Genomic DNA, 19,577 nt, shown 5'->3' with positions numbered 1-19,577 from the left:
TATCTATTAAAGAGTTAGACTATCGAAAAGTAAGTTGATTTATGTATAGAATAGCAAATTAACGTTAAGTGCAATATCATATTTTTTTGAGGTCTATAAAGGTGATCAATGGCTGAAAATACTACAGAAAGTAATGTCATTTATTTTACCAGATTACATTGGATCATATTTTTTGGTCCTTTCGTCGGATTGGGTTTAGTGATGGCAATTTATATTTATATCATCCAGTTGCGTGAAGTTTGTCTTTTTCTAGGATTTTTTGCACTGGTTTGGATATTGATTACCTGGGTAACCTATCATTTTTCTTCTATTACCATAAAAAGGAAGCAAGTTATTTTACGTACCGGTATCATAGTAAGGCAAACAGTGGATATCCCCCTGAATAAAATTGAAACGATTGATATACGTCAATCCATTTTAGGCAGTATTTTAAGTTATGGCACTTTGATAATCACAGGAACTGGCGGAACTCGCTATTTAATTAATTATTTATATAAACCGTTAACTTGCAGACGCTACATTGAACAATTGATGAATGAACCACAGTAAAATAGTGCTCACTAAAAGAAGATTATTGTGATATAACTCTGAGTTTCCCAATTTGTAAGCCTTTGCGCACCAATAAAGTGCTTGGGTGTACATGTAATTAGTATTAATCAATTATCATTTTATGGAAATTGTAGTGTGAACTATCGCTCAGATATTGATGGCTTAAGAGCAATTGCTATTTTATTTGTTTTATTTTTTCATGGGGGCTTAAGCCTTTTCCCGTCGGGTTTTATTGGGGTTGATGTTTTCTTTGTTATTTCAGGATTTCTCATTACAAGTATCATTGAAAAATCTTTGCAAAATAATTGTTTTTCTTTTATGGACTTTTACAGCAGGCGATTATGGAGATTACAGCCTGTTTTTATTTGTTTGATTGTTGTCACTAGCTTGGTTACCCTGTTTTATTACCTGCCTGATGACTTAATGCTCTTTAGTAAAAGCGCTCGTAAAACGTCTATTTTTACGTCGAATGTGTTTTTTAAAAATGTAACGAGCGATTATTTTTCTCCGGATAGTAATCAATTGCCTCTTTTGCATATGTGGTCTTTATCCGTAGAATGGCAATGTTATTTTATTTTGCCGCTTGGACTCTATTTGCTTTATCGATTGGCCAGCCCGCAATATCGAATCAAGATAATCTATTTATTAACCATCGTTTTTTTCGCATTATCCATGTATTACTCTTGGAGTAATCCTGCAAAAACGTATTATCAATTTTCCAGTCGTATCTTTGAGTTTTTAATTGGTTCCTGCGTTGCTTCAGCTTCAGGTAGTAAACGTTTTTTAGTCAATAAATATGTATTAAATTTCATAACAATTTTGGCTGTTCTGACGCTATTTTATATTGCAATGCATCATGACATTAATATAGGTTTCCCCAATTGGTATACTTTAATTTTATGCCTTGCAACGGCCATACTGATTGCCGCAGGAGAACAAGAACCGCAACCCATCGTAACTTATGCTCTTTCATTAAGACCTCTGGTGTTCATAGGATTAATTTCCTATTCCTTATACATTTGGCATTGGCCTGTATTGGCTTTAATACGCTATTTAAATATTAAAGAATCCAACTTGGTCCTGTTGGTTACTTTTGGATTGATATTGATTATCGCTTATCTTTCCTGGCGATTTATTGAAAAACCAGCAAGGAAATTGCATCGTATCCGGTTCAGCTATACTGTGGTTTGTTTATTGATTATGCCGGTTTTTGTCACTCACTTGAGTGATTATCTGATTAAAAAGAATGCGGGTTATCCTCATCGTTTCAATGAAGCAACACGGGTTTATGCGGAATTAAACAAGTACAAAAATCCACAGAGACCTTTATGTCTGGAACGCAAAAATACCGAAGTCAACCCTCAGTGCGTTCTGGGAGCAAAAAACTCGGATAGTCGAACCGGCTTTATGATAGGTGATTCTTATTCCAATCAGCATTGGGGATTTATGGATACGTTGGCAAAGGAGGCCAATGTATCCATTTTGGCTCATGCAACGGTTGCGTGTCTTGCTTTACCAGGTATATATCAATTTGATTGGAATATTAAAAATAAGATTTACCAGGAATGTCATGATCAAACGGATCATTATTTTAATATGATTAAAAGCAATCATTATGATTATGTTATTTTAGGGCAAAACTGGAACGGTTATTTGGGTGATAGAGTTATTAATCAATTGAATGATAATCGATCTCAAGAGCTTTCTTTAAAGCGCATTGAAAAAGCCTTGGATAAAGCTCTGGAGCTTATTGTCACTTCAGGAGCGAAACCTGTATTAATCAAATCCATAGCACTGTCCAAGGGAAATCCTTACAATTGTTTTTTTGAACATATCAAGCTGCATAAAAAATACAATCCCAAGCGTTGTGATTTTAACCTCGATGTCAGTGAACAGATTTGGCTCGATAATTTGTTTGTAAAAATGCAAAGAAAATACAAGACACTGGTCATTATTGACCCACGACTGGCTCAGTGTCCGTCCGGGGTGTGCAAGGTAGATATCAATGGTATTCCTGTGTTTCGCGATTCAGGACATATTACTGATTACGCTTCCTATCATTTGGCCAAATTATACTTACAGACAAATAACAATCCCTTAGTGAGTTGAGATAATTTGATGGATTGCGAATATAACACAGGCAGCTCATTCGCGATCCAATAGCTCCCTTATTGTGGGATCATTTTATTAGCTGCCATAGGTCAGGACTTACGAAAAATTCTGTAGTAACAAATTACCTTAGTCCTCCTTGGCAGAGTAATCACAACCCTCACGAGGACAAAGAATTTGACGGCCAAATTTTTTACTTTCTTTTAGGGTTAAGATTGGCCAGGCACATTTAGGGCAAGGCAAATCAACAGGTTCATTCCACAGAGCATAATCGCATTTTGGGTAATTTCCACAAGAATAAAAGATTTTGCCTTTTCTTGATTTTCGCTGCAGAATTTTTGCCTGACTGCATTTAGGACATGTGACACCAGTATCGGAGGGTTTTTCTAAAGGTTCCATATGTTTGCATTCAGGATAATTGCTGCAACCAATAAATTTTCCATAGCGACCGGTTTTAATATGCAAGGCTCCATGACATAAGGGGCAACTTCTACCTTCCACGACTTCAGGTTCTGATTTTTCCCCTTCTGGATTACTTATATCTTGAGTGTAATCACAATCCGGATATCCTGTGCAGCCAATAAATCGCCCTCTTTTGCCAAGCCTGATTGATAATGGTTTTTGACATTTAGGACATTTTTCATCTAATAATTCCGTAGTAACATCCTTTCTTTGCACTTGTTCATCTATATTCTGAATTTGTTGGACGAAAGGTTGCCAGAACTCTTCCAAAACAGGGATCCAATCCTTTTCTCCACGCGCGATGGCATCCAGTGTATCTTCAAGGCTGGCAGTAAACTGATAGTCGACATAGCGAGTAAAATAGTTTGTTAGAAATCGATTGACGATTCTACCCACGTCAGTGGGCAAAAAACGTTTTTTTTCAACTACTACGTATTCACGTTGTTGCAAAGTATGAATGATAGAGGCATAAGTAGAAGGTCTACCTATATCATACTCTTCAAGAGCTTTAACCAAGGTTGCCTCAGAATATCTCGGCGGTGGCTCAGTAAAGTGTTGATTGGTTTCAATATCCAATACTTTTATTTTTTCACCTACATTGAAAGCGGGCAAAATTTTATCTTCATTGTCTTCGTCTTTAGAATCATCTCGTCCTTCCTCATAGACAGAAAGGAAGCCAGGAAAGGCTATTGTTGAGCCATTGGCTCTGAAGGTATTCCCTTTACCACAACTAAAATCGACGCTCACTGTATCCAGGATGGCATCAGCCATCTGGGAGGCTACTGTGCGTTTCCAGATTAAGCTATAGAGTTTAAATTGATCGCTTGTCAGAGAGCCTTGCACCATTTCTGGTGTTCGTTTGATAGAAGTTGGCCTAATGGCTTCGTGTGCTTCCTGAGCGTTTTTAGATTTAGTCTTGTAAATTCTAGGAGAATTCGGGCAATTATCCGCTTTATAACGCTGTGTAATATAGTCACGTATTTCGTCAATTGCTTCCTTTGCCAGGTTGACTGAATCAGTACGCATATAAGTGATTAAACCCACTGTTCCTGTACCTATATCAATACCTTCATATAATTGCTGAGCGACCATCATGGTTTTACGTGCTGTGAAACCTAATTTTCTGGCGGCTTCCTGTTGTAAGGTAGAGGTAATAAAGGGAGGAGATGGTTTTCGTTTACGCTGTTTTTTATCAATTTGGGCAACGGTTAAAAAGCCTTGTGCTTGTGTTATCAACTGCTTTTTTATTTCATGGGCTTGTTCTTGTTGAGTGACTGAAAACTGTTGAAGTTTCTCTTCGTTATAATGAGTCAGTCGTGCTTCAAATTCCGTGCTGGCATGGGCGCACTTTGCGATTATTTTCCAGTATTCCTGAGCAATGAAGCGTTCAATTTCTTCTTCGCGCTCAACAATTAACCTAAGCGCAGGACTTTGAACTCGTCCGGCAGATAATCCTCGTCGAATCTTTTTCCACAGCAAAGGGGACAAGTTAAAGCCAACCAGATAATCAAGAGCGCGTCTGGCTTGTTGGGCATTAACCAAATCCATGGAAATGGAGCGTGGATGATTAATTGCATCCTGGATTGCTGCTTTTGTAATTTCATTAAAAAAGATTCGATGAACCGATTTGTCTTTTAAAAGGTTTCGTTCCTTCATTAATTCAAAAATATGCCACGAGATAGCCTCTCCTTCTCTATCAGGGTCTGTTGCCAGCAGTAGGGAGTCTGATTTTTTAAGAGTTTTTGCTATGGTATCAATATGTCTCGCATTTTTTTCAATAGGAACATAAGTCATGGCAAAATGTTTTTCAGGGTTTACTGACCCTTTACGAGCAGGCAGATCACGTACATGACCATAAGACGCTAACACGTCATAGTCATTTCCTAAATATTTCTGTATTGTTTTAGCTTTAGCGGGCGATTCAACGATCACCAAGTGTTTACTCATATCAAATAAACCTTATCCTTTATGGGTTGTGTGGCTCACTAACAGTTCATGAATGGGTTGATATCAGTACACTCATTAATTAGTGAATTGTCAATTCATCTTCTGTTTGGTATAGCACAAGATCAAGAAAAGTTAATTGCTCTTCATTCAAGGTGGATGCCAGAGCATTTCTTATAGTCCATTTTGTTTCTTGCAAGGTTACAATACGAGATTCAGAGAATTGTAGTTGATTAATTATTGATTCAAATTGATCGATATCGAGGATATTCCATAATTTCATGCGCATTAGAAATTGATAACTGGCTTTTGTCAGTTTCATTTGCTCATCGTAAGTAAAAATACGAGTTGATTTCTGTTGAGCGGATTTGATAAATACTGATTGCTCTTCAGTACTTAAAAGATCTTCTTCAAGCAATTGATTTTGGGAGTCCTGATCATTGGATTTATGGCTTTTTTGGAGTTGAGTAAGACTTTTTTCAAACAAATTCAATAACATTTCAAATAAATTATCTTTCATATTCACACCTTATATAGCCACCGGGAACTGCCATAACAGCCCCTTTCAATTCTAGTTCAGCCAGTCCACTCGCGACTTGTTCCATGCTATATCCACTACGAACAATGATTTGATCTATAGTCGTAGTTTCAAAACCAATGAACTTTACTAGGTTTTCCTCACCGCTGGCAAGGGAAAAAATTGGTTTATTAGAAGCGAACTGATGGTGCTCAATTTTTAGCTCATCGAAAACATCAGCCACTGAGGTTACTAATTTTGCACCCTGCTGCAATAAGTGGTGGCAGCCCCTGGCTAACGGGTTATGAATCGATCCGGGAATAGCCAATACATCTCTGTTTTGTTCCAGAGCCATTCTTGCTGTAATTAAAGAACCGCTTTTAATTGCTGCCTCGATAACCAAAATGCATAATGATAGACCGCTTATTATACGATTTCTGAGTGGAAAATGTCCAGCGATTGGCGGACTTTTTAAAGGAAATTCGCTTAATAATAAACCATTGTCTGTAATTTGCTCGGCTAATTTTAAATGTCGACGCGGATAGATGCAATCAATTCCGGTACCTAAGACCGCTATCGTTTTGCCGCCTCCTTCCAGACAACCTAAATGAGCATGAGCATCAATTCCTAAGGCCAAACCACTCACTATGGTTACCCCATGCCTGGAAATCTCTTTGGAGAATGCTCGAGCATTCTCGTTTCCTGTTACAGAAGCATTGCGACTTCCAACAATTGCCAGGTTAGGTTGTGTCAAAGCGGACAGTTCACCTTTGGCGTATAAAATAAAGGGAGGATCGGCTATTTCTTTGAGCAATGCGGGATAATAGGGGGAATCCCAAGTTAAAATATGATGACTTTCTGAGGAATTCAACCAATCCAAATCAGCTTTTATAAAGTTCAGGTCAAAAGTTTTTATGGTTTGTGCCAGCCAAGGCGGCAAGCCCATTTCTTCCAGTTCAATACTGGACAGTTGGAACATAAGGTTTAAATCAGGCCATCTTTTTTGAAGTTTTAATACGGTTCGGGGGCCAATTTTTTTCATCCTGTTTAAGGCGAGGAGAGGTTGCAGATTATTCATGGGTTCGTTACTGTATCTAATAAATGAATAGCACGCGTGGATCTTACTATCAGGGCGTAACTCGCTTTTGTGAATACACGAAACACCATGGCTTCACCAAGACGCTCTTGCGGTAAGGTAATAGGTCTAAGATGATTTTGGGGATCATTGACAATACGCTCCTTGCCATAGATTGCCAAAACATCTCCCGGTTTCAATCCGGATGTTTCTCCAAGATTAATGATGATTACCCCTCCTACAGCCTCTTGTGTATTTCCAACAGGCATATTGTCAGGCATTTCAATAATGTATCCTCTGACTTGTCTGGCAGGAGTTTCGGGTTCGAAATATAATTCAAATTCAGGGTGGTTATTAATCAATACCTTATCATTGATTTTGATGCCTTGATTGATACTGGTCAATAAAACTGTAGCTGGCTCGCCGCCGGCAATCAACTCTCCATAACCGACCAGGACCGCTTTATAGCCTAATAATTCATGGGTTATCGGATCAAAATAATTTCTCCCTCCCCTGAAGATAGAATATCCTATGGTGCCTCCTTGAGGCATCTCTTTGGAGGGATGTAAACCTCTGACATAAATTTCATCTCCTTGCCCGCCAAGCATGCGTTCACTCATAAGCGCCACCACATACGGTGCTCTGCTCAGGACATTAACATCCAGGATTAACGATTCGTCCAAAAAAGGTTTAATATCACCCAATGGGATTGGTGGAACAGCGTCTTCCTGAGGCGTCAGTCTTATATTGGGGGAAAGCTTGACTGTTCCATTAGACAGAACTCTGAGATAGGGGGTGTTTTGATAATACTCTAAAGCGAGCACTGCGCCAGGGTACAGTCGATCAGGATTTTGAATCTGGGGGTTTGCGCGCCATAATGCTTTCCATTCCCAGGGATTATTCAAATAACGGCTGGAAATACTCCATAGAGTGTCTCCAGGTTGTACAACATAACGAGAAGGAGAATCTGGTCTTAGACTTAAGGCATGAGCAATGGATGATATGATGAAACAGAAAATGAGGAGACAATATTTCATGTATCAATCCCTTTAGTTGAGCCTTAGCATCTTGCAGCATTACTGTATATCGGGGATAATATCACGATTAATGTGCAGAGAACCAGATAAGCAATGGCAATTCGTAAGATTCTTTATTTACCTGATGAACGGTTAAGAAAAATAGCTAAACCGGTTGATACTTTTGATGAGAGTTTACAGACACTAATCAATGATATGTTTGATACAATGTATGATGCGCGAGGAGTCGGGCTTGCCGCGCCGCAAATAGGGGTGAGTTTGCGTTTATCTGTCATTGATATAGTGGGAGATAAAAAAGAGCAGATCGTTATTGTTAATCCTGAAATAGTTTCTTCTCATGGCGAAAAAGAATTTGAAGAAGGTTGTTTGTCTGTCCCAGGGGCTTATGATACCGTAGTCAGAGCTGAAAAAGTGACAGTGAAGGCCTTGGACCGGTTCGGCAAACCGTTTGAAATAACGGGTGAAGGGCTGCTTGCCGAGTGCTTACAACATGAAATTGACCATATGAATGGCAAATTGTTTGTCGATATGTTGTCTCCATTGAAGAGAATGATGGCTCGTCGGAAATTAGATAAGTTCAAGCGTTTACAAGCTCGTAAACCATGAATGATTTAACTATAGTTTTTGCTGGAACTCCAGAATTTGGGTTACCCTGTCTGGATGCTTTAATTCAATCAAGGCATCATCTCAAGGCTGTTTATACTCAGCCTGACAGGCCAGCTGGGCGAGGCCGTAAATTACAGGAGTCTCCTGTAAAAGAATGGGCAATAGACCACCAGATATCAGTTTATCAACCACTTAATTTTAAAAATCAAGACGCTATCGATGAACTTTCTGCATTAAAGCCTGATGTAATGGTAGTGATAGCCTATGGATTAATATTGCCGAAAGCAGTGTTGGAAATTCCTCGTTTGGGCTGCATTAATGTCCATGCTTCATTGTTACCGCGCTGGCGTGGGGCATCTCCAATCCAACATGCCATTTTATATGGTGATACTGAATCCGGAGTGACCATTATGCAAATGGATGTTGGACTGGATACAGGCCCTATGTTATGTAAAGCTAGCTGTCCTGTCACTTCCTCGGATACCGCTGGAAGTTTGCATGATAAATTAGCAAAAATTTCAGTAAAGCCTTTATTAGATACTTTGGAGGCTTTAGCATCTAATTCAGCGCAATTTGAATTGCAAAACAATGAATTAGCTACCTATGCTGGTAAAATTAATAAAGAAGAGGCACGAATTAATTGGCATCAGTCTGCAGTGGAAATAGATAGAAAAATTCGTGCATTTAATCCATGGCCCATTGCCTATACGCTGGCTGGGGAATTAATGCTCAGAATTCATCAGGCAAAATTAACTGAGATCATGAGTACCGAGAAGCACGGCATGGTGTTAAATATTGATAAAAATGGGATGTTGGTCTCGACCAGTGATAAAGCATTGTTAGTGGAAAAGATTCAATTTCCCGGAGCAAAGGTCATTTCAGTTAAGGATTGGCTAAATTCTGGTAAAACACAATTGCATACTGGTTTAATCTTGCAATGAAAGCAAATGATAGATTCCAGGCCTTGAAAATTTTAACGGCCCTGATAGAAAGCAGGAAAAACCTGTCCCATTTGATGTCTCTGCAAGAGCTCTCTCCCATGACAAAAGAAATTTGCTATGGATTTTGTCGTCATTATTTTCGATTACAATCCATAGCCGATACTTTAATCAATAAGCGACCTAAAGATAGTGAGGTATGGATAGTCTTGTTGATTGGTATTTATCAATTGCAGTATATGAATAAGCCGGATTATGCTGTGGTGAAGGAGACAGTGTCTTTACTTGGGCAGGTTAAAAAAAATTGGGCAAAAGGATTGGTGAATGCCGTGCTAAGAAATTTTTGCCGTCAACAAGGCCATATTCTGGAAAAGCTGGCAGCAGACCCGGTTTTTACCTATGGACAGCCGAGCTGGTTACTTCAGCGCCTGCAAAAGGATTGGCCAAACGATTGGCAATGCATCGCTGAGGCGAATGATAGGCACCCACCCATGACTTTGCGAGTCAATGTGTTGAAAAACTCAGTTGATGAGTATCTTGATTTGCTAAAAAAATCTGGGATAGAGGCTTTTAAACACTCTGTTGTACCTGATGGAATTACTTTGGCAATCCCATGTGATGTGATGACACTTCCTGGTTTTGCACAAGGTTCTGTGTCAGTTCAGGATGCGGCGCCTCAATTAGCCGCATATTTATTGTCTTTAAAATCCGGGCAGCGAGTGCTGGATGCTTGTTGTGCTCCTGGTGGAAAAACATGCCATATTTTGGAGAGGGAACCTAATTTGGTTTCATGTGTTGCATTGGATTTAGACCCTCAGCGGTTACAACGGGTAAGAGATAACTTAAATCGATTGGATTTGAAAGCAACGATAGTGCATGGCGATGTATCGGAACCCAAAAGCTGGTGGGATGGTCATCCCTTTGATCGCATTTTATTGGATGCCCCCTGTTCTGCTACAGGAGTGGTTAGACGCCACTCTGATATCAAATTATTACGAACGAATGAAGAGGTTTTGGCAGTTTCTCAGTTACAATCCAACATGTTGAATTCATTATGGCCACTGCTTGCGCCGGGTGGTTTAATGGTTTATGCCACATGTTCTATTATGAGTGATGAAAATGAGTTGCAAATCGCTCGATTTGTTGCAGGGCATCCAGATTGTCAAGTGATTGATGACAAATGGTCCTGGGGAAGGTGGACTGGGCATGGTCAACAGATATTACCCGGGGAGCACGGTATGGACGGTTTTTTTTACAGTGTATTGCGAAAGGATAAAAAATGATAATTGATTGGCCTGTAATTATTGTCTTGTTTTGTTTATCCATTCCTGGTGTTTTAATCGTGATGCATCGCCTGGTATATTTTCTGCTAGCCGATAATACCGAGAGATTAAAAAAAAGATTTAGTCGTTTTGTTGTGCTGCAAACCTTATTTATGACATTTGTCATGAGTTTTGCTGGCTCCATCCTGTCTTCACGTACCGGGCTAGGCGATCCTCTTCTGGAAGGTCTTTTGCAAGGCAAAGCCAGCCTGGATTCCTTTCAAGTGATTTTATTACCTACTTTTTTATATGCCCTTTTAGGGTTGGTTATTTTTTGTATAATGTATTATGGGTTGCTTGGTTCCATACTTGATGAAAAAAGTTTCAAGATTATGTCGGAATTACGGTCCAAAATAGGACTTGATGGTTGTGTCCTTTATGGAGGGGTTGTAGAAGAGGTAATTGCCAGATGGGGATTAATGAATGTAGTGTGCTTTTTTGCTTTATTGTTTACAAGTCAAATTAATTCGGAAATTATAATTATTTCAATATTTTTGAGTGCATTTATTTTTGCTGTAGGCCAACTTCCAGCCTATATTGCAGCAGGTTGCACACCATCCAGACGATTTCTTTACTCTTTTGTATTATTGAGTCTTTCGCAGTCCATACTCTTTGGTTTTTTATTTTGGCAATATGGACTAACCTCAGCAATTTTAGCGCACATGCTGTTTCATTTGGGTTGGGACAGGTATGAGAAATTATCTTAATTTTCATTCCCTGTTTTGCTCGCAATAGAAAATTTTTTAGCATGTATATCTTTAAAATTCGGTTAAAAAAGCAGTTAAATGTAAAAAAACTGTAAAAATGCCAACCCTTAATTTTGTCTTAATTTTGAGCATTTATTCTGTCTTTAATGAAGATAATAATCAAAGGTTGAGGTATGGCCGCGCAATTAGATCCAAGTAGCGAATTTGTTGCTTTGGTGAAACAATTACAACGAGAACCTGATAATCCGGGATTAAAACAAGCCGTAGTGAAGCGTATGCCTGAAATGCAGGTATTAGCTAAAACAAATCCTTTGGCTTTATTTCGTCTGGCACAAATTTATTCTCCCTCATCATCACAGCATAAGCAGATGATTTTGCAATCAGCTGCCCAAGGTTGCACGAATGCTATGTTATCGGCATGTGAGATCTTATTGAAATCCGGAGCTACAAATGACTTGATTACTGCTGCACATTACATGCGCCTCATTCAAAATTCCAAGGATTCGTATATTATTGGGCTGGGCAAGAAACTGTTAGAAAAATATCCCGACTTCGCTGAAGAGTTAAAATCCAAATCCAAAGAAGTACCTTATCACTCGACTATTCGTTTTTTTGGAGTTCAATCTGAAAGTAGCAAGGAAAATGAGGAAAAAATAATAAACAGACCTACTGTTTAGAATAAGTTTTTTTCATTTCAGGGTTTTTCTTTGTTGGTAGATAAACCGAATACAATTCCATTCCAGGCACTATTGTGAAACAATTTCATATCCTTATGTTTTTTATTTTTTCCTATGCAACCCCGATTTACTTATTTACCTATTACAAGCCTGCAGGCAGGTCAGTATCAACCCAGACAAGATTTTAATACAACGGAGCTACAGGAATTGGCTCAGTCAATTTCTTCTCAAGGTTTAATTGAACCTTTGGTTGTAAGGCCCATAGCAAAAGAGCGATATGAGATTATTGCAGGGGAAAGAAGATGGCGTGCGGCCAAATTGGCAGGATTTAATGAAATCCCTTGTCTAATTGGAGAGTATAGTGATAAACAAGCTTGTGCCCTGACTTTGATCGAGAATATTCAACGCCAGGATTTGAATTTAATTGAGGAGGCTACTGGTTATAAGCGTTTACTTGAAGAATTCCATTATCATCAGGACGAGATCGCAGCGCTGGTGGGTAAATCTCGTAGCCATGTCGCAAATATTCTTCGTCTCCTTACCTTAACAGATAAGGTTAAACAGTTAGTGCGAGATAAAGCGTTATCTTTTGGGCATGCTCGCGTATTGGTTGGCTTAAATCCCGATCGGCAAGAAATGTTTGCTCAGCAGGTTATTGGAGAAGAATGGTCTGTCAGGCAATTAGAGCAAGAAATTAAATCTTATAAAAATAAAGATATGAACAGCCCCAAAAACCCCAGAAAAGACAGAGACATTGAGCGGTTACAAACTATCCTGGCTGAACAAGTGGGGGCTCCTGTACAAATTATAAACGATGGCGAAGATGGAGGTTGGTTAAAAGTAAAATTTTTTGATAATGATACCCTTGCAGGGCTTTTGGAGCGTTTGGGCTTGAGATATGATTAGCTTATCGGAACTAACTCAGAAATTGTCACTATGTATCAAACAATTCAACCTGATTTATATTGTGAAATTCAATGTTAAGGAAGCTATTTAAATGAAAAGGACGTTGACTGGGGCATTCATGTGGGCAGTATGGTCACTGTCATCTCATGCGGCAAGTATGCAGTTCGAGGTGGATAAATTAATTAATCGGTTAAATCCCCATGTAAACCTGGGGATAGTAGTGACTGATCTAACCTCTGGCGAGACTCTGTATAAACGCAATGCCAATCGTTTGTTTATTCCTGCCAGCAATATGAAACTTTTTTCTGAGGCCGCTGCACTAATGGCTCTAGGGCCAGACTACCAATTTAAAAATCAACTCAGTACAAGTGCCAATCAATTACAACAAGGTGTTTTGCACGGAAATTTGTATTTGCATCTCAGTGGCGATCCTTCGTTTAGCAGAGAAGATTTAAAAACTTTGCTTTCTTCACTCAAGGATTGGAATGTCACAACCATTCAAGGTAACGTGATCATTGACAGTAGCCTGATGTCCATTCCAGCCTATCCCCCAGGCTGGCTAACTTCTGATTTATCGTATAGTTATGGTGCGCCAATAGCACCTTTGATGGTTGATTCTAACCGATTAACAATCACGGTGAACCCGGGAGCTAAAGCAGGTGATCCTGCTATTGTTGAAGTAGATGATGGCGGGGGCACCATTAACTTGAATAATCAAGCGACCACGAAGGCTAGTGAGAAAGGATGTGGTGTGGGGTTTTATTTGGATCCGGAGAATAATTTAACGGTAAGAGGTTGTGTTGGCTTGGGGCAATGGGCTGTTCAGCAACGTATCGCTATAAAGAATCCTTTTGTGTATGCCCAGGGAATGATTGTGAGTGAGCTTGCCAAGTCTAATATTAAATTAAATGGGCAGGTTTTGCTTGGAAGAGCGCCTTTTGGTACTTTATTGATCGCCACTCGCTATTCAAAGCCAATTTCCCAACTGATGGCAGATACTTTAAAGCCTTCTGATAATTTATATGCTGATAGTTTATATTTGCATGCTGCTGCTAAAATTAAGGGAAGTCCTGTAGATTGGAAGCAGGCACAGCCAGTAATTAAAAACTTTTTGCAGCAACAAACAGGAATTGATTTAAAAGACTCGATTTTTACAGATGGTTCAGGGTTATCACGTTATAATTTGGTAACCCCTGAGCAAACCATGGCGCTTTTAAAATTCTTGTATCAACGCTTCCCATTATCTTATGAATACATCGCTGCCTTACCTATCTCCGGTCGGGATGGTACTTTGCAAAAACGGTTTAAAACTCCAAATCAACAAGGATTTGTGCGGGCTAAAACCGGGACGATGACAGGTATGAATAGCTTATCCGGTTACTTGTATACTGCTAATGGCCATACCTTGGCTTTTGCTATGTATATCAATAGATTACCCGGGAAACCGGCTGGGCCAGGGCGTCCATTATTAGACGCATTGTGCACTTATTTCTTGCAGCAAAGTCCAACAAGCAGTCGACTGGCACGGGTATTGTCTCCTCATAGCCGCATTAAGTTCCAATTTAATCCTACACAAATTGAGTTACAGAGAGTTCATCAAGCCAAATGGAGGCGTTTGGAAACGGCAGTAAGACAGGTGTTAAGAGGGCAGGATGTGAATGTGGTTTATCGGGGCAATGAATTAATCGTGACAGACAATCAGTCTAATGCGAATAGCGTTTGGAAAGCTTTACAATCAATTGGCAAGAAATATTCGTTCGCTGTAGCTTTGTCTTCCAAAGTGATGCCTGTTACACCATCAGGAAAACCTTTGCTTCTTTGGGTGCAAACGCCTTGGTCTGAAAATAAGGCGGAAAGGACCTGGATAATTCGGGAAGCGGTATAATCTGAGTTTGATAATTAAAAGAAAGACTGGCCTCGTATTACAAAAAGTCATGCGGGGCTCTTCCAACGTTATCTCGAACCGTTTGGGCTGAGGAGGCATTTATACTGTAGCGAAGCCTTGATATGAGATTTCATATTTCGTGCCAAGGCTTCGAGACGACGCTTATGCATCTCCTCAGCCTGAGCGGACGTTGTATATCGACTTGTTCTCATATAATCCTTACCTATTTATTGCTGCGTTGCAAACATTTTAGCGGAGCTCATTTATGCCGTCGCGAAGCCTTGCATGAGATTTCATATTTCGTGCTAGGGTTTCGAGACGATGCTTATGCCTCTCATCAGCCCGAATGTATCCTGGATCTCGACTGGTTCTTATGTAATCCTTATCGATATAACTCGTTAAATAGAATATTTTTTCTGCATTCGGGCTGTGCCGTATTCAAAGTGACTGTAAAAGAGCTATAATTGAGGACTGATGAATATCAGTATAAATTGATTTGGAGTGTTAATTGGATTTTATTATTCGGGTTGTTCTCTTGTTGACAGGCTTGGTTTCTTTAGCCTTTTCTGCGCCAAAGTTTCTAACGATCTCTGATATTCATTATGGTGCAGAAAATATAGCAAAGGATGGGCAGGATACTGGAAAGGAGTTTTTGGATGTCACGTTCAAACGATTTGAGGAGTTGTCTCAAAAGGTAGACTTTATTTTGCATTTGGGCGATTTGCCTACCCACTCGTTATTTTCTACATCTAAAAAAGAAGAATACGAACAAGTTGTATTTCATGGTTTGTATGAAGCCAATCCAGATCAAAAGCCAATGTTTTATATTACAGGGAATAATGATTCCTTGCTTGGTAATTATCAGCCATTTTCTTCAGACAATAAATCACCGCTCAATTTAGCTTCGGATTGGGCTGGTGCTTGCGCTCATTGTGATGGGTTAATTATAGACGATACTCATATGCACAAGGATGGGTATTACTCCAGTTATGTCATCCCTGATAATAAAGATATTATTTTAATAGCACTTAATTCAGTTCAATGGACCAAAACTCCTGTTTTTTTACCAAAGTATCCTAACCAACAAAGGGATGCCTTTGTACAATTATTTTGGCTTGAGCAACAATTGAAAAACCACCGTGCCAAGCAATTGTTGCTGGCTATGCATGTTCCTCCTGGAACAGCCTATAATGGAAATCGGTTCTGGCATGAAATTTATCTGGATAGATTTTTGCAGTTATTGGAGAAATATCATCGTTCCTATGATCAAATCACCATACTGTTCTCACACTCCCATATGGAGGAATTCAGGAGAATAAAATTATCCGATGGGTCAACTATTTATGCGCTTTCTACTCCCGGAATTAGCCGGGCACATCACAACAATCCCGGAATGAAAATTTTTGATTTAGACAAGCAAATGAGAGTCAGCAATTTTACTACTTATTATTCGTCCGATTTGTATGACTGGGGTAATGAATATTATCAAGCCATGAATACTCCTGAAGCCATTTTTCCAAATTGCCAAAATAAAACGATACCCCAGTGCCTGGATACCTTAAGTCCAGATCAAGTATGTAATAATCTGGAAGCAGGACTATTTTATGGAGTGAAAAGCAACCGTGTTCCCTATCAGGGATGCATTAAAACTTACCAGATCAATTAAATTGGGATTTCCTTTACTGAGTAAGCTTAACGAGATGTTCCTTGCTGTCTTTAGGTTGTAAATACGCTGCGACTGCTTTTTGTAAGGCAGCAATATCATCCTCGCTTCTTGTCGTTACCTTATTTCTAAAGAAGTCAATTATTGGATTTTGGTGAGTTTTTATTATTTTTGCATGATTGGGGTTTAAGGTAAATGCAGAGATAAACCCATAGATGTTTTCAAGATTTCCATGTTGGCATTTTATCTCAAAAATAAAATGTTTTAATAATTCACCTTTTTCACGCCGTTTAGAATCAGTGGATTGACACATTAATTGTGCTCTTGAATGGATAGTATTCAACAGCGATACAATATTTTCCGGAAGCTTCTTTACCGGCTTGTCGATTTTAGCCATGGAGTCCGTCGTTTTTACCAGAGCATCAGAAGTTTCTTTGTGCCTATGCTTTGCTTGAAGAGGTGGCTCAAATCGAAACATTTTATCGTAGTATTTTTCTTTGAAACGTTCTGCTAACCAGTCATGCATTTTTGTAGTCGGATGAACATCATCCCAGAACATATATCCTCTGCCTGGTGAAATATGTTCTTTTTGATCAATAGGGTTTTTCTGATTTTCTTTAAAAAGATCCGATTCAACGTAGGGTGATTTTAACTTGTCTCTATCAAAGCCATATTTTTCGGGATTACTGTAAACTTCCTTAAATTGCCCATCAACATCAAAGACGGAGAGATTGACAGGAATTCCCAATTCTTTGTATTTGTTGATTAACTCAAGAGATTTCGCCTGCAGTTGCTGATTAAAATATTCAGAGCAATCTGATGCATTACGTTGTTCTTCTGCATTTTTTCTTTGAAATCTTGGAGTTAATGAGAGATTGGGCAAATTGAATAAAACAAAATTCCTGTACCCATTATGAATAAGCGCTTCAATATTTTGCATTCGGTCGTTAACGGCTTTATCTGCAGCCGCACGAGAAGGCCTGTCATTGGCAGTGATCAAGTCATTCGCGCCTGACCACTCCACAACTAATGTTTCAGATTTTTCGAGATTGGAAATATTGTATTTTTTATCATCAGCCAATAATTGTGCTCGTTTTCCTCCCAAAGTGGCCAGAATCAGCCTTGTAAAAAACAGAACCAGGTTAAAGGTAAAGCTACAGGAATAGTCATGAGAAGTTAATCCCCCTTCGCAATAGAAGCGGGCAAATCTTGCCCCTTTAAAGAGAATATGATTGTCTTCATTTAAGCTAAAAGAGTTTTCATTTTCTCTTCTCTCCTTATCGTTGGTGAGTAATTCATCGCCTATATCTGCATTGTCTCTTGCATTATTATGCAATCTTAATTTTCTTCGGATATGTTCAATCTCGAATTGTTCCGCTGTAGTCGCGCCGACGTAGTCTCCCCAAAGAAAACCATTAGTGAATCGACCTTTTGGAGATTTGCTTCTTAATCCACTTAAATAACTCATGGGGATAAAGCCCAGCAGTTCCCGTTTATTAAGTGTTCCTCTATCGGATAAACTATCTCCTAATACTACAAGGTGTGTGATTTTAGTTGGTTTTTGGGTCATGATGTTTGCAAGAAAAATAATGTGAATATATTATACACAAAATGATTTTTAAATGATATAGTTTGTGCTGTTCTTATGGGGAAATTTCTTATTCCAGATGACTTAAAATAGATCAGGACTTACGATAAACCCCAAGGTCGAGGCAAAAAATGTTGTTAATGAGGGAGTTTAGATAAACTAAATGACCGAATTAAAAACATTTTTTAACAAAAAGATTGGGCTTTTTCGTAAGACCTCTAGGTGAATCAGGTTTGGCTGTTAGGAATCCTCTCATCTAGTCCACTTGCAAAGTGAACTATGCTGAGGGGAGTTTAGTTTAACCGATCATATTTATTTTATGATGGTGATTTGTTCAGGCAGTCATCGAGTCTTCTTCTGATTCATTATCAGCAAGAGCACGGATACGTTGTGCTTCAATGGTTAAAACCTTGAAGTAATCATAGGACATGTAGAAATTACCCTTGTCTCCAAATTGCTCACCCCATGAGTTACGTAAAGTAAACAATCCTTTGTGTTCCCGGCCATTGTCATCAATAGCGATGGCATTGTCATCGTATCCAGTGATAATCATTTCATGACCACCAAAAAAAGGACGCAGATAAATATCACGAGCAATTTCAGGAGTCAGCACCCAGGTATCGAATTGTGTTTTATTCGTTCCCACAGCACCCATAACACCCAAATCAAAATCCAGCAATAATACGGCAAAAGTAACCCGATCTTTTTGATTCAAGGCGGTTTTTATATCATTAATGGTTTTGTTGGTGTCTGTTCTGTCTAATACAGCCTGATAAACATCCAGGATAGGCGTATAAATAACAGGATTAGTCTCAGGATCTTCACTCATTTCATGGAATTGCTCAAGCGACATGGCATGATCAGGAGTTGGTTGCTCGCTGTCTGGGTATTCAGTTAGTCCACCACATCCCAGGGTTTTTTGTTTTTCTTTGCTGACTACCCCAAAATTTTCCATTTGACTTAAGACGATACGCCCTAATGAGCCATCCCATCCACTTGGTGAATGACCGTTTTTCTCCAGATACATACCCAGTTGTAATTGGCACAATTGACTGATGTAGTCACCTTTGTTTAAAGCGGCATCTACGGCTGCGGTAGTTGCAAAGGTGACGCAAGTTCCAAAGCTTCCCTGGTTCAGAACGGGTACATTATTCATACCTAATTCTATTTTTGGGGGGAGAGCCGTTGATGTGGCTATGGTATTTGGTTTTTTGAGTGTAATGTCTGTTTTTCTCGCAAGTGCCTTGATAGCAGAATTTGACAATTGCATTTTAAGCAGTTTGATTTGTTGTATGGCGGGTTTTGTATTGAGTGTTTTATTTTGCGGGGCTTTTAATGTCTGGTTTAATGTTCCTACTACTTTGATATCTTGAGCAAATAAATTCCCGCTCAATGCCAAAGTCAATAAAAGTAATTTTGCAACACGCATCTATCATTCTCCGTTAGTAATATGGAATTGAAATGGCTGGCAAGAATAACTTATGAATAAATAATATTCAATATATATTTAATATGATCATTAAAGAGAAAATAAGCCCATGCTGGGTTTTAATTGTCGCACAAGGACCGGACTTAGCTGTCTCATCCTGTAC

General features: G+C 39.1%; 16 protein-coding genes. 10 read left to right on the top strand and 6 right to left on the bottom strand.

Annotated elements, in window-relative coordinates; translation table 11 throughout:
• Positions 1-108: 108 nt before the first annotated feature.
• Positions 109-549: a PH domain-containing protein gene (locus OQJ02_RS12940; RefSeq protein WP_265719413.1), complete on the top strand. Its 441-nt coding sequence runs from the start codon at positions 109-111 to the stop codon at positions 547-549.
• A 135-nt stretch (positions 550-684) separates the two neighbouring features.
• Positions 685-2,658: an acyltransferase family protein gene (locus tag OQJ02_RS12935; RefSeq protein ID WP_265719412.1), complete on the top strand. Its 1,974-nt coding sequence runs from the start codon at positions 685-687 to the stop codon at positions 2,656-2,658.
• 129 nt (positions 2,659-2,787) lie between these two features.
• On the opposite strand, the gene topA is transcribed toward OQJ02_RS12935, so the two are convergent.
• From topA to OQJ02_RS12915, 4 genes are all read right to left on the bottom strand, one after another.
• The gene (gene topA, locus OQJ02_RS12930) at positions 2,788-5,067 is read right to left on the bottom strand and encodes a type I DNA topoisomerase (protein ID WP_265719411.1); all 2,280 of its coding nucleotides are present in this window, start codon (positions 5,065-5,067) and stop codon (positions 2,788-2,790) included.
• 79 nt (positions 5,068-5,146) lie between these two features.
• Positions 5,147-5,584, bottom strand: a complete 438-nt coding sequence (locus OQJ02_RS12925) for a DUF494 family protein (protein ID WP_265719410.1) — start codon at positions 5,582-5,584, stop codon at positions 5,147-5,149.
• The gene (dprA, locus tag OQJ02_RS12920; protein ID WP_265719409.1) at positions 5,574-6,659 is read right to left on the bottom strand and encodes a DNA-processing protein DprA; all 1,086 of its coding nucleotides are present in this window, start codon (positions 6,657-6,659) and stop codon (positions 5,574-5,576) included. Before dprA ends, OQJ02_RS12925 begins: the two co-directional genes overlap by 11 nt.
• Positions 6,656-7,693, bottom strand: a complete 1,038-nt coding sequence (locus OQJ02_RS12915) for a LysM peptidoglycan-binding domain-containing protein (protein WP_265719408.1) — start codon at positions 7,691-7,693, stop codon at positions 6,656-6,658. The genes dprA and OQJ02_RS12915 overlap by 4 nt, the downstream gene beginning before the upstream one ends.
• Before the next feature lie 93 nt (positions 7,694-7,786).
• Between OQJ02_RS12915 and def the strand changes: the two genes are divergently transcribed.
• The 8 genes from def (at position 7,787) to OQJ02_RS12875 (ending at position 16,400) form a co-directional block, all read left to right on the top strand.
• A complete protein-coding gene (gene def, locus OQJ02_RS12910) occupies positions 7,787-8,299 on the top strand; it encodes a peptide deformylase (protein ID WP_265719407.1) in 513 nt (170 codons plus the stop codon).
• The gene (fmt, locus tag OQJ02_RS12905) at positions 8,296-9,240 is read left to right on the top strand and encodes a methionyl-tRNA formyltransferase (RefSeq protein WP_265719406.1); all 945 of its coding nucleotides are present in this window, start codon (positions 8,296-8,298) and stop codon (positions 9,238-9,240) included. The genes def and fmt overlap by 4 nt, the downstream gene beginning before the upstream one ends.
• Positions 9,237-10,520, top strand: a complete 1,284-nt coding sequence (rsmB, locus tag OQJ02_RS12900; RefSeq protein ID WP_265719405.1) for a 16S rRNA (cytosine(967)-C(5))-methyltransferase RsmB — start codon at positions 9,237-9,239, stop codon at positions 10,518-10,520. Before fmt ends, rsmB begins: the two co-directional genes overlap by 4 nt.
• Positions 10,517-11,266 (top strand): type II CAAX prenyl endopeptidase Rce1 family protein, encoded by a 750-nt coding sequence (locus OQJ02_RS12895; protein ID WP_265719404.1) that lies wholly within the window; start codon positions 10,517-10,519, stop codon positions 11,264-11,266. The genes rsmB and OQJ02_RS12895 overlap by 4 nt, the downstream gene beginning before the upstream one ends.
• Positions 11,267-11,439: 173 nt before the next feature.
• Complete coding sequence (locus tag OQJ02_RS12890; protein ID WP_265719403.1) at positions 11,440-11,943, top strand: type IV secretion protein Dot; 504 nt, start codon at positions 11,440-11,442, stop codon at positions 11,941-11,943.
• 114 nt (positions 11,944-12,057) lie between these two features.
• The gene (locus OQJ02_RS12885) at positions 12,058-12,849 is read left to right on the top strand and encodes a ParB/RepB/Spo0J family partition protein (RefSeq protein WP_265719402.1); all 792 of its coding nucleotides are present in this window, start codon (positions 12,058-12,060) and stop codon (positions 12,847-12,849) included.
• Between the two features lie 91 nt (positions 12,850-12,940).
• Entirely contained in the window at positions 12,941-14,734 is a 1,794-nt protein-coding gene (gene dacB, locus OQJ02_RS12880) for a D-alanyl-D-alanine carboxypeptidase/D-alanyl-D-alanine-endopeptidase (RefSeq protein ID WP_265719401.1), read from the top strand.
• A gap of 508 nt (positions 14,735-15,242) precedes the next feature.
• Positions 15,243-16,400, top strand: a complete 1,158-nt coding sequence (locus tag OQJ02_RS12875; protein WP_265719400.1) for a metallophosphoesterase — start codon at positions 15,243-15,245, stop codon at positions 16,398-16,400.
• Positions 16,401-16,413: 13 nt separating this feature from the next.
• Here OQJ02_RS12875 and OQJ02_RS12870 read toward each other — a convergent pair whose 3' ends face one another.
• The gene (locus OQJ02_RS12870; RefSeq protein ID WP_265719399.1) at positions 16,414-17,967 is read right to left on the bottom strand and encodes an SGNH/GDSL hydrolase family protein; all 1,554 of its coding nucleotides are present in this window, start codon (positions 17,965-17,967) and stop codon (positions 16,414-16,416) included.
• Positions 17,968-18,319: 352 nt separating this feature from the next.
• Complete coding sequence (locus OQJ02_RS12865; RefSeq protein ID WP_265719398.1) at positions 18,320-19,414, bottom strand: C1 family peptidase; 1,095 nt, start codon at positions 19,412-19,414, stop codon at positions 18,320-18,322.
• Positions 19,415-19,577 lie beyond the last annotated feature (163 nt).

The sequence above is a fragment of the Legionella sp. PATHC032 genome (assembly GCF_026191185.1).
Taxonomy (GTDB): domain Bacteria; phylum Pseudomonadota; class Gammaproteobacteria; order Legionellales; family Legionellaceae; genus Legionella.
This window is presented reverse-complemented; position numbering and strand designations above follow the sequence as displayed.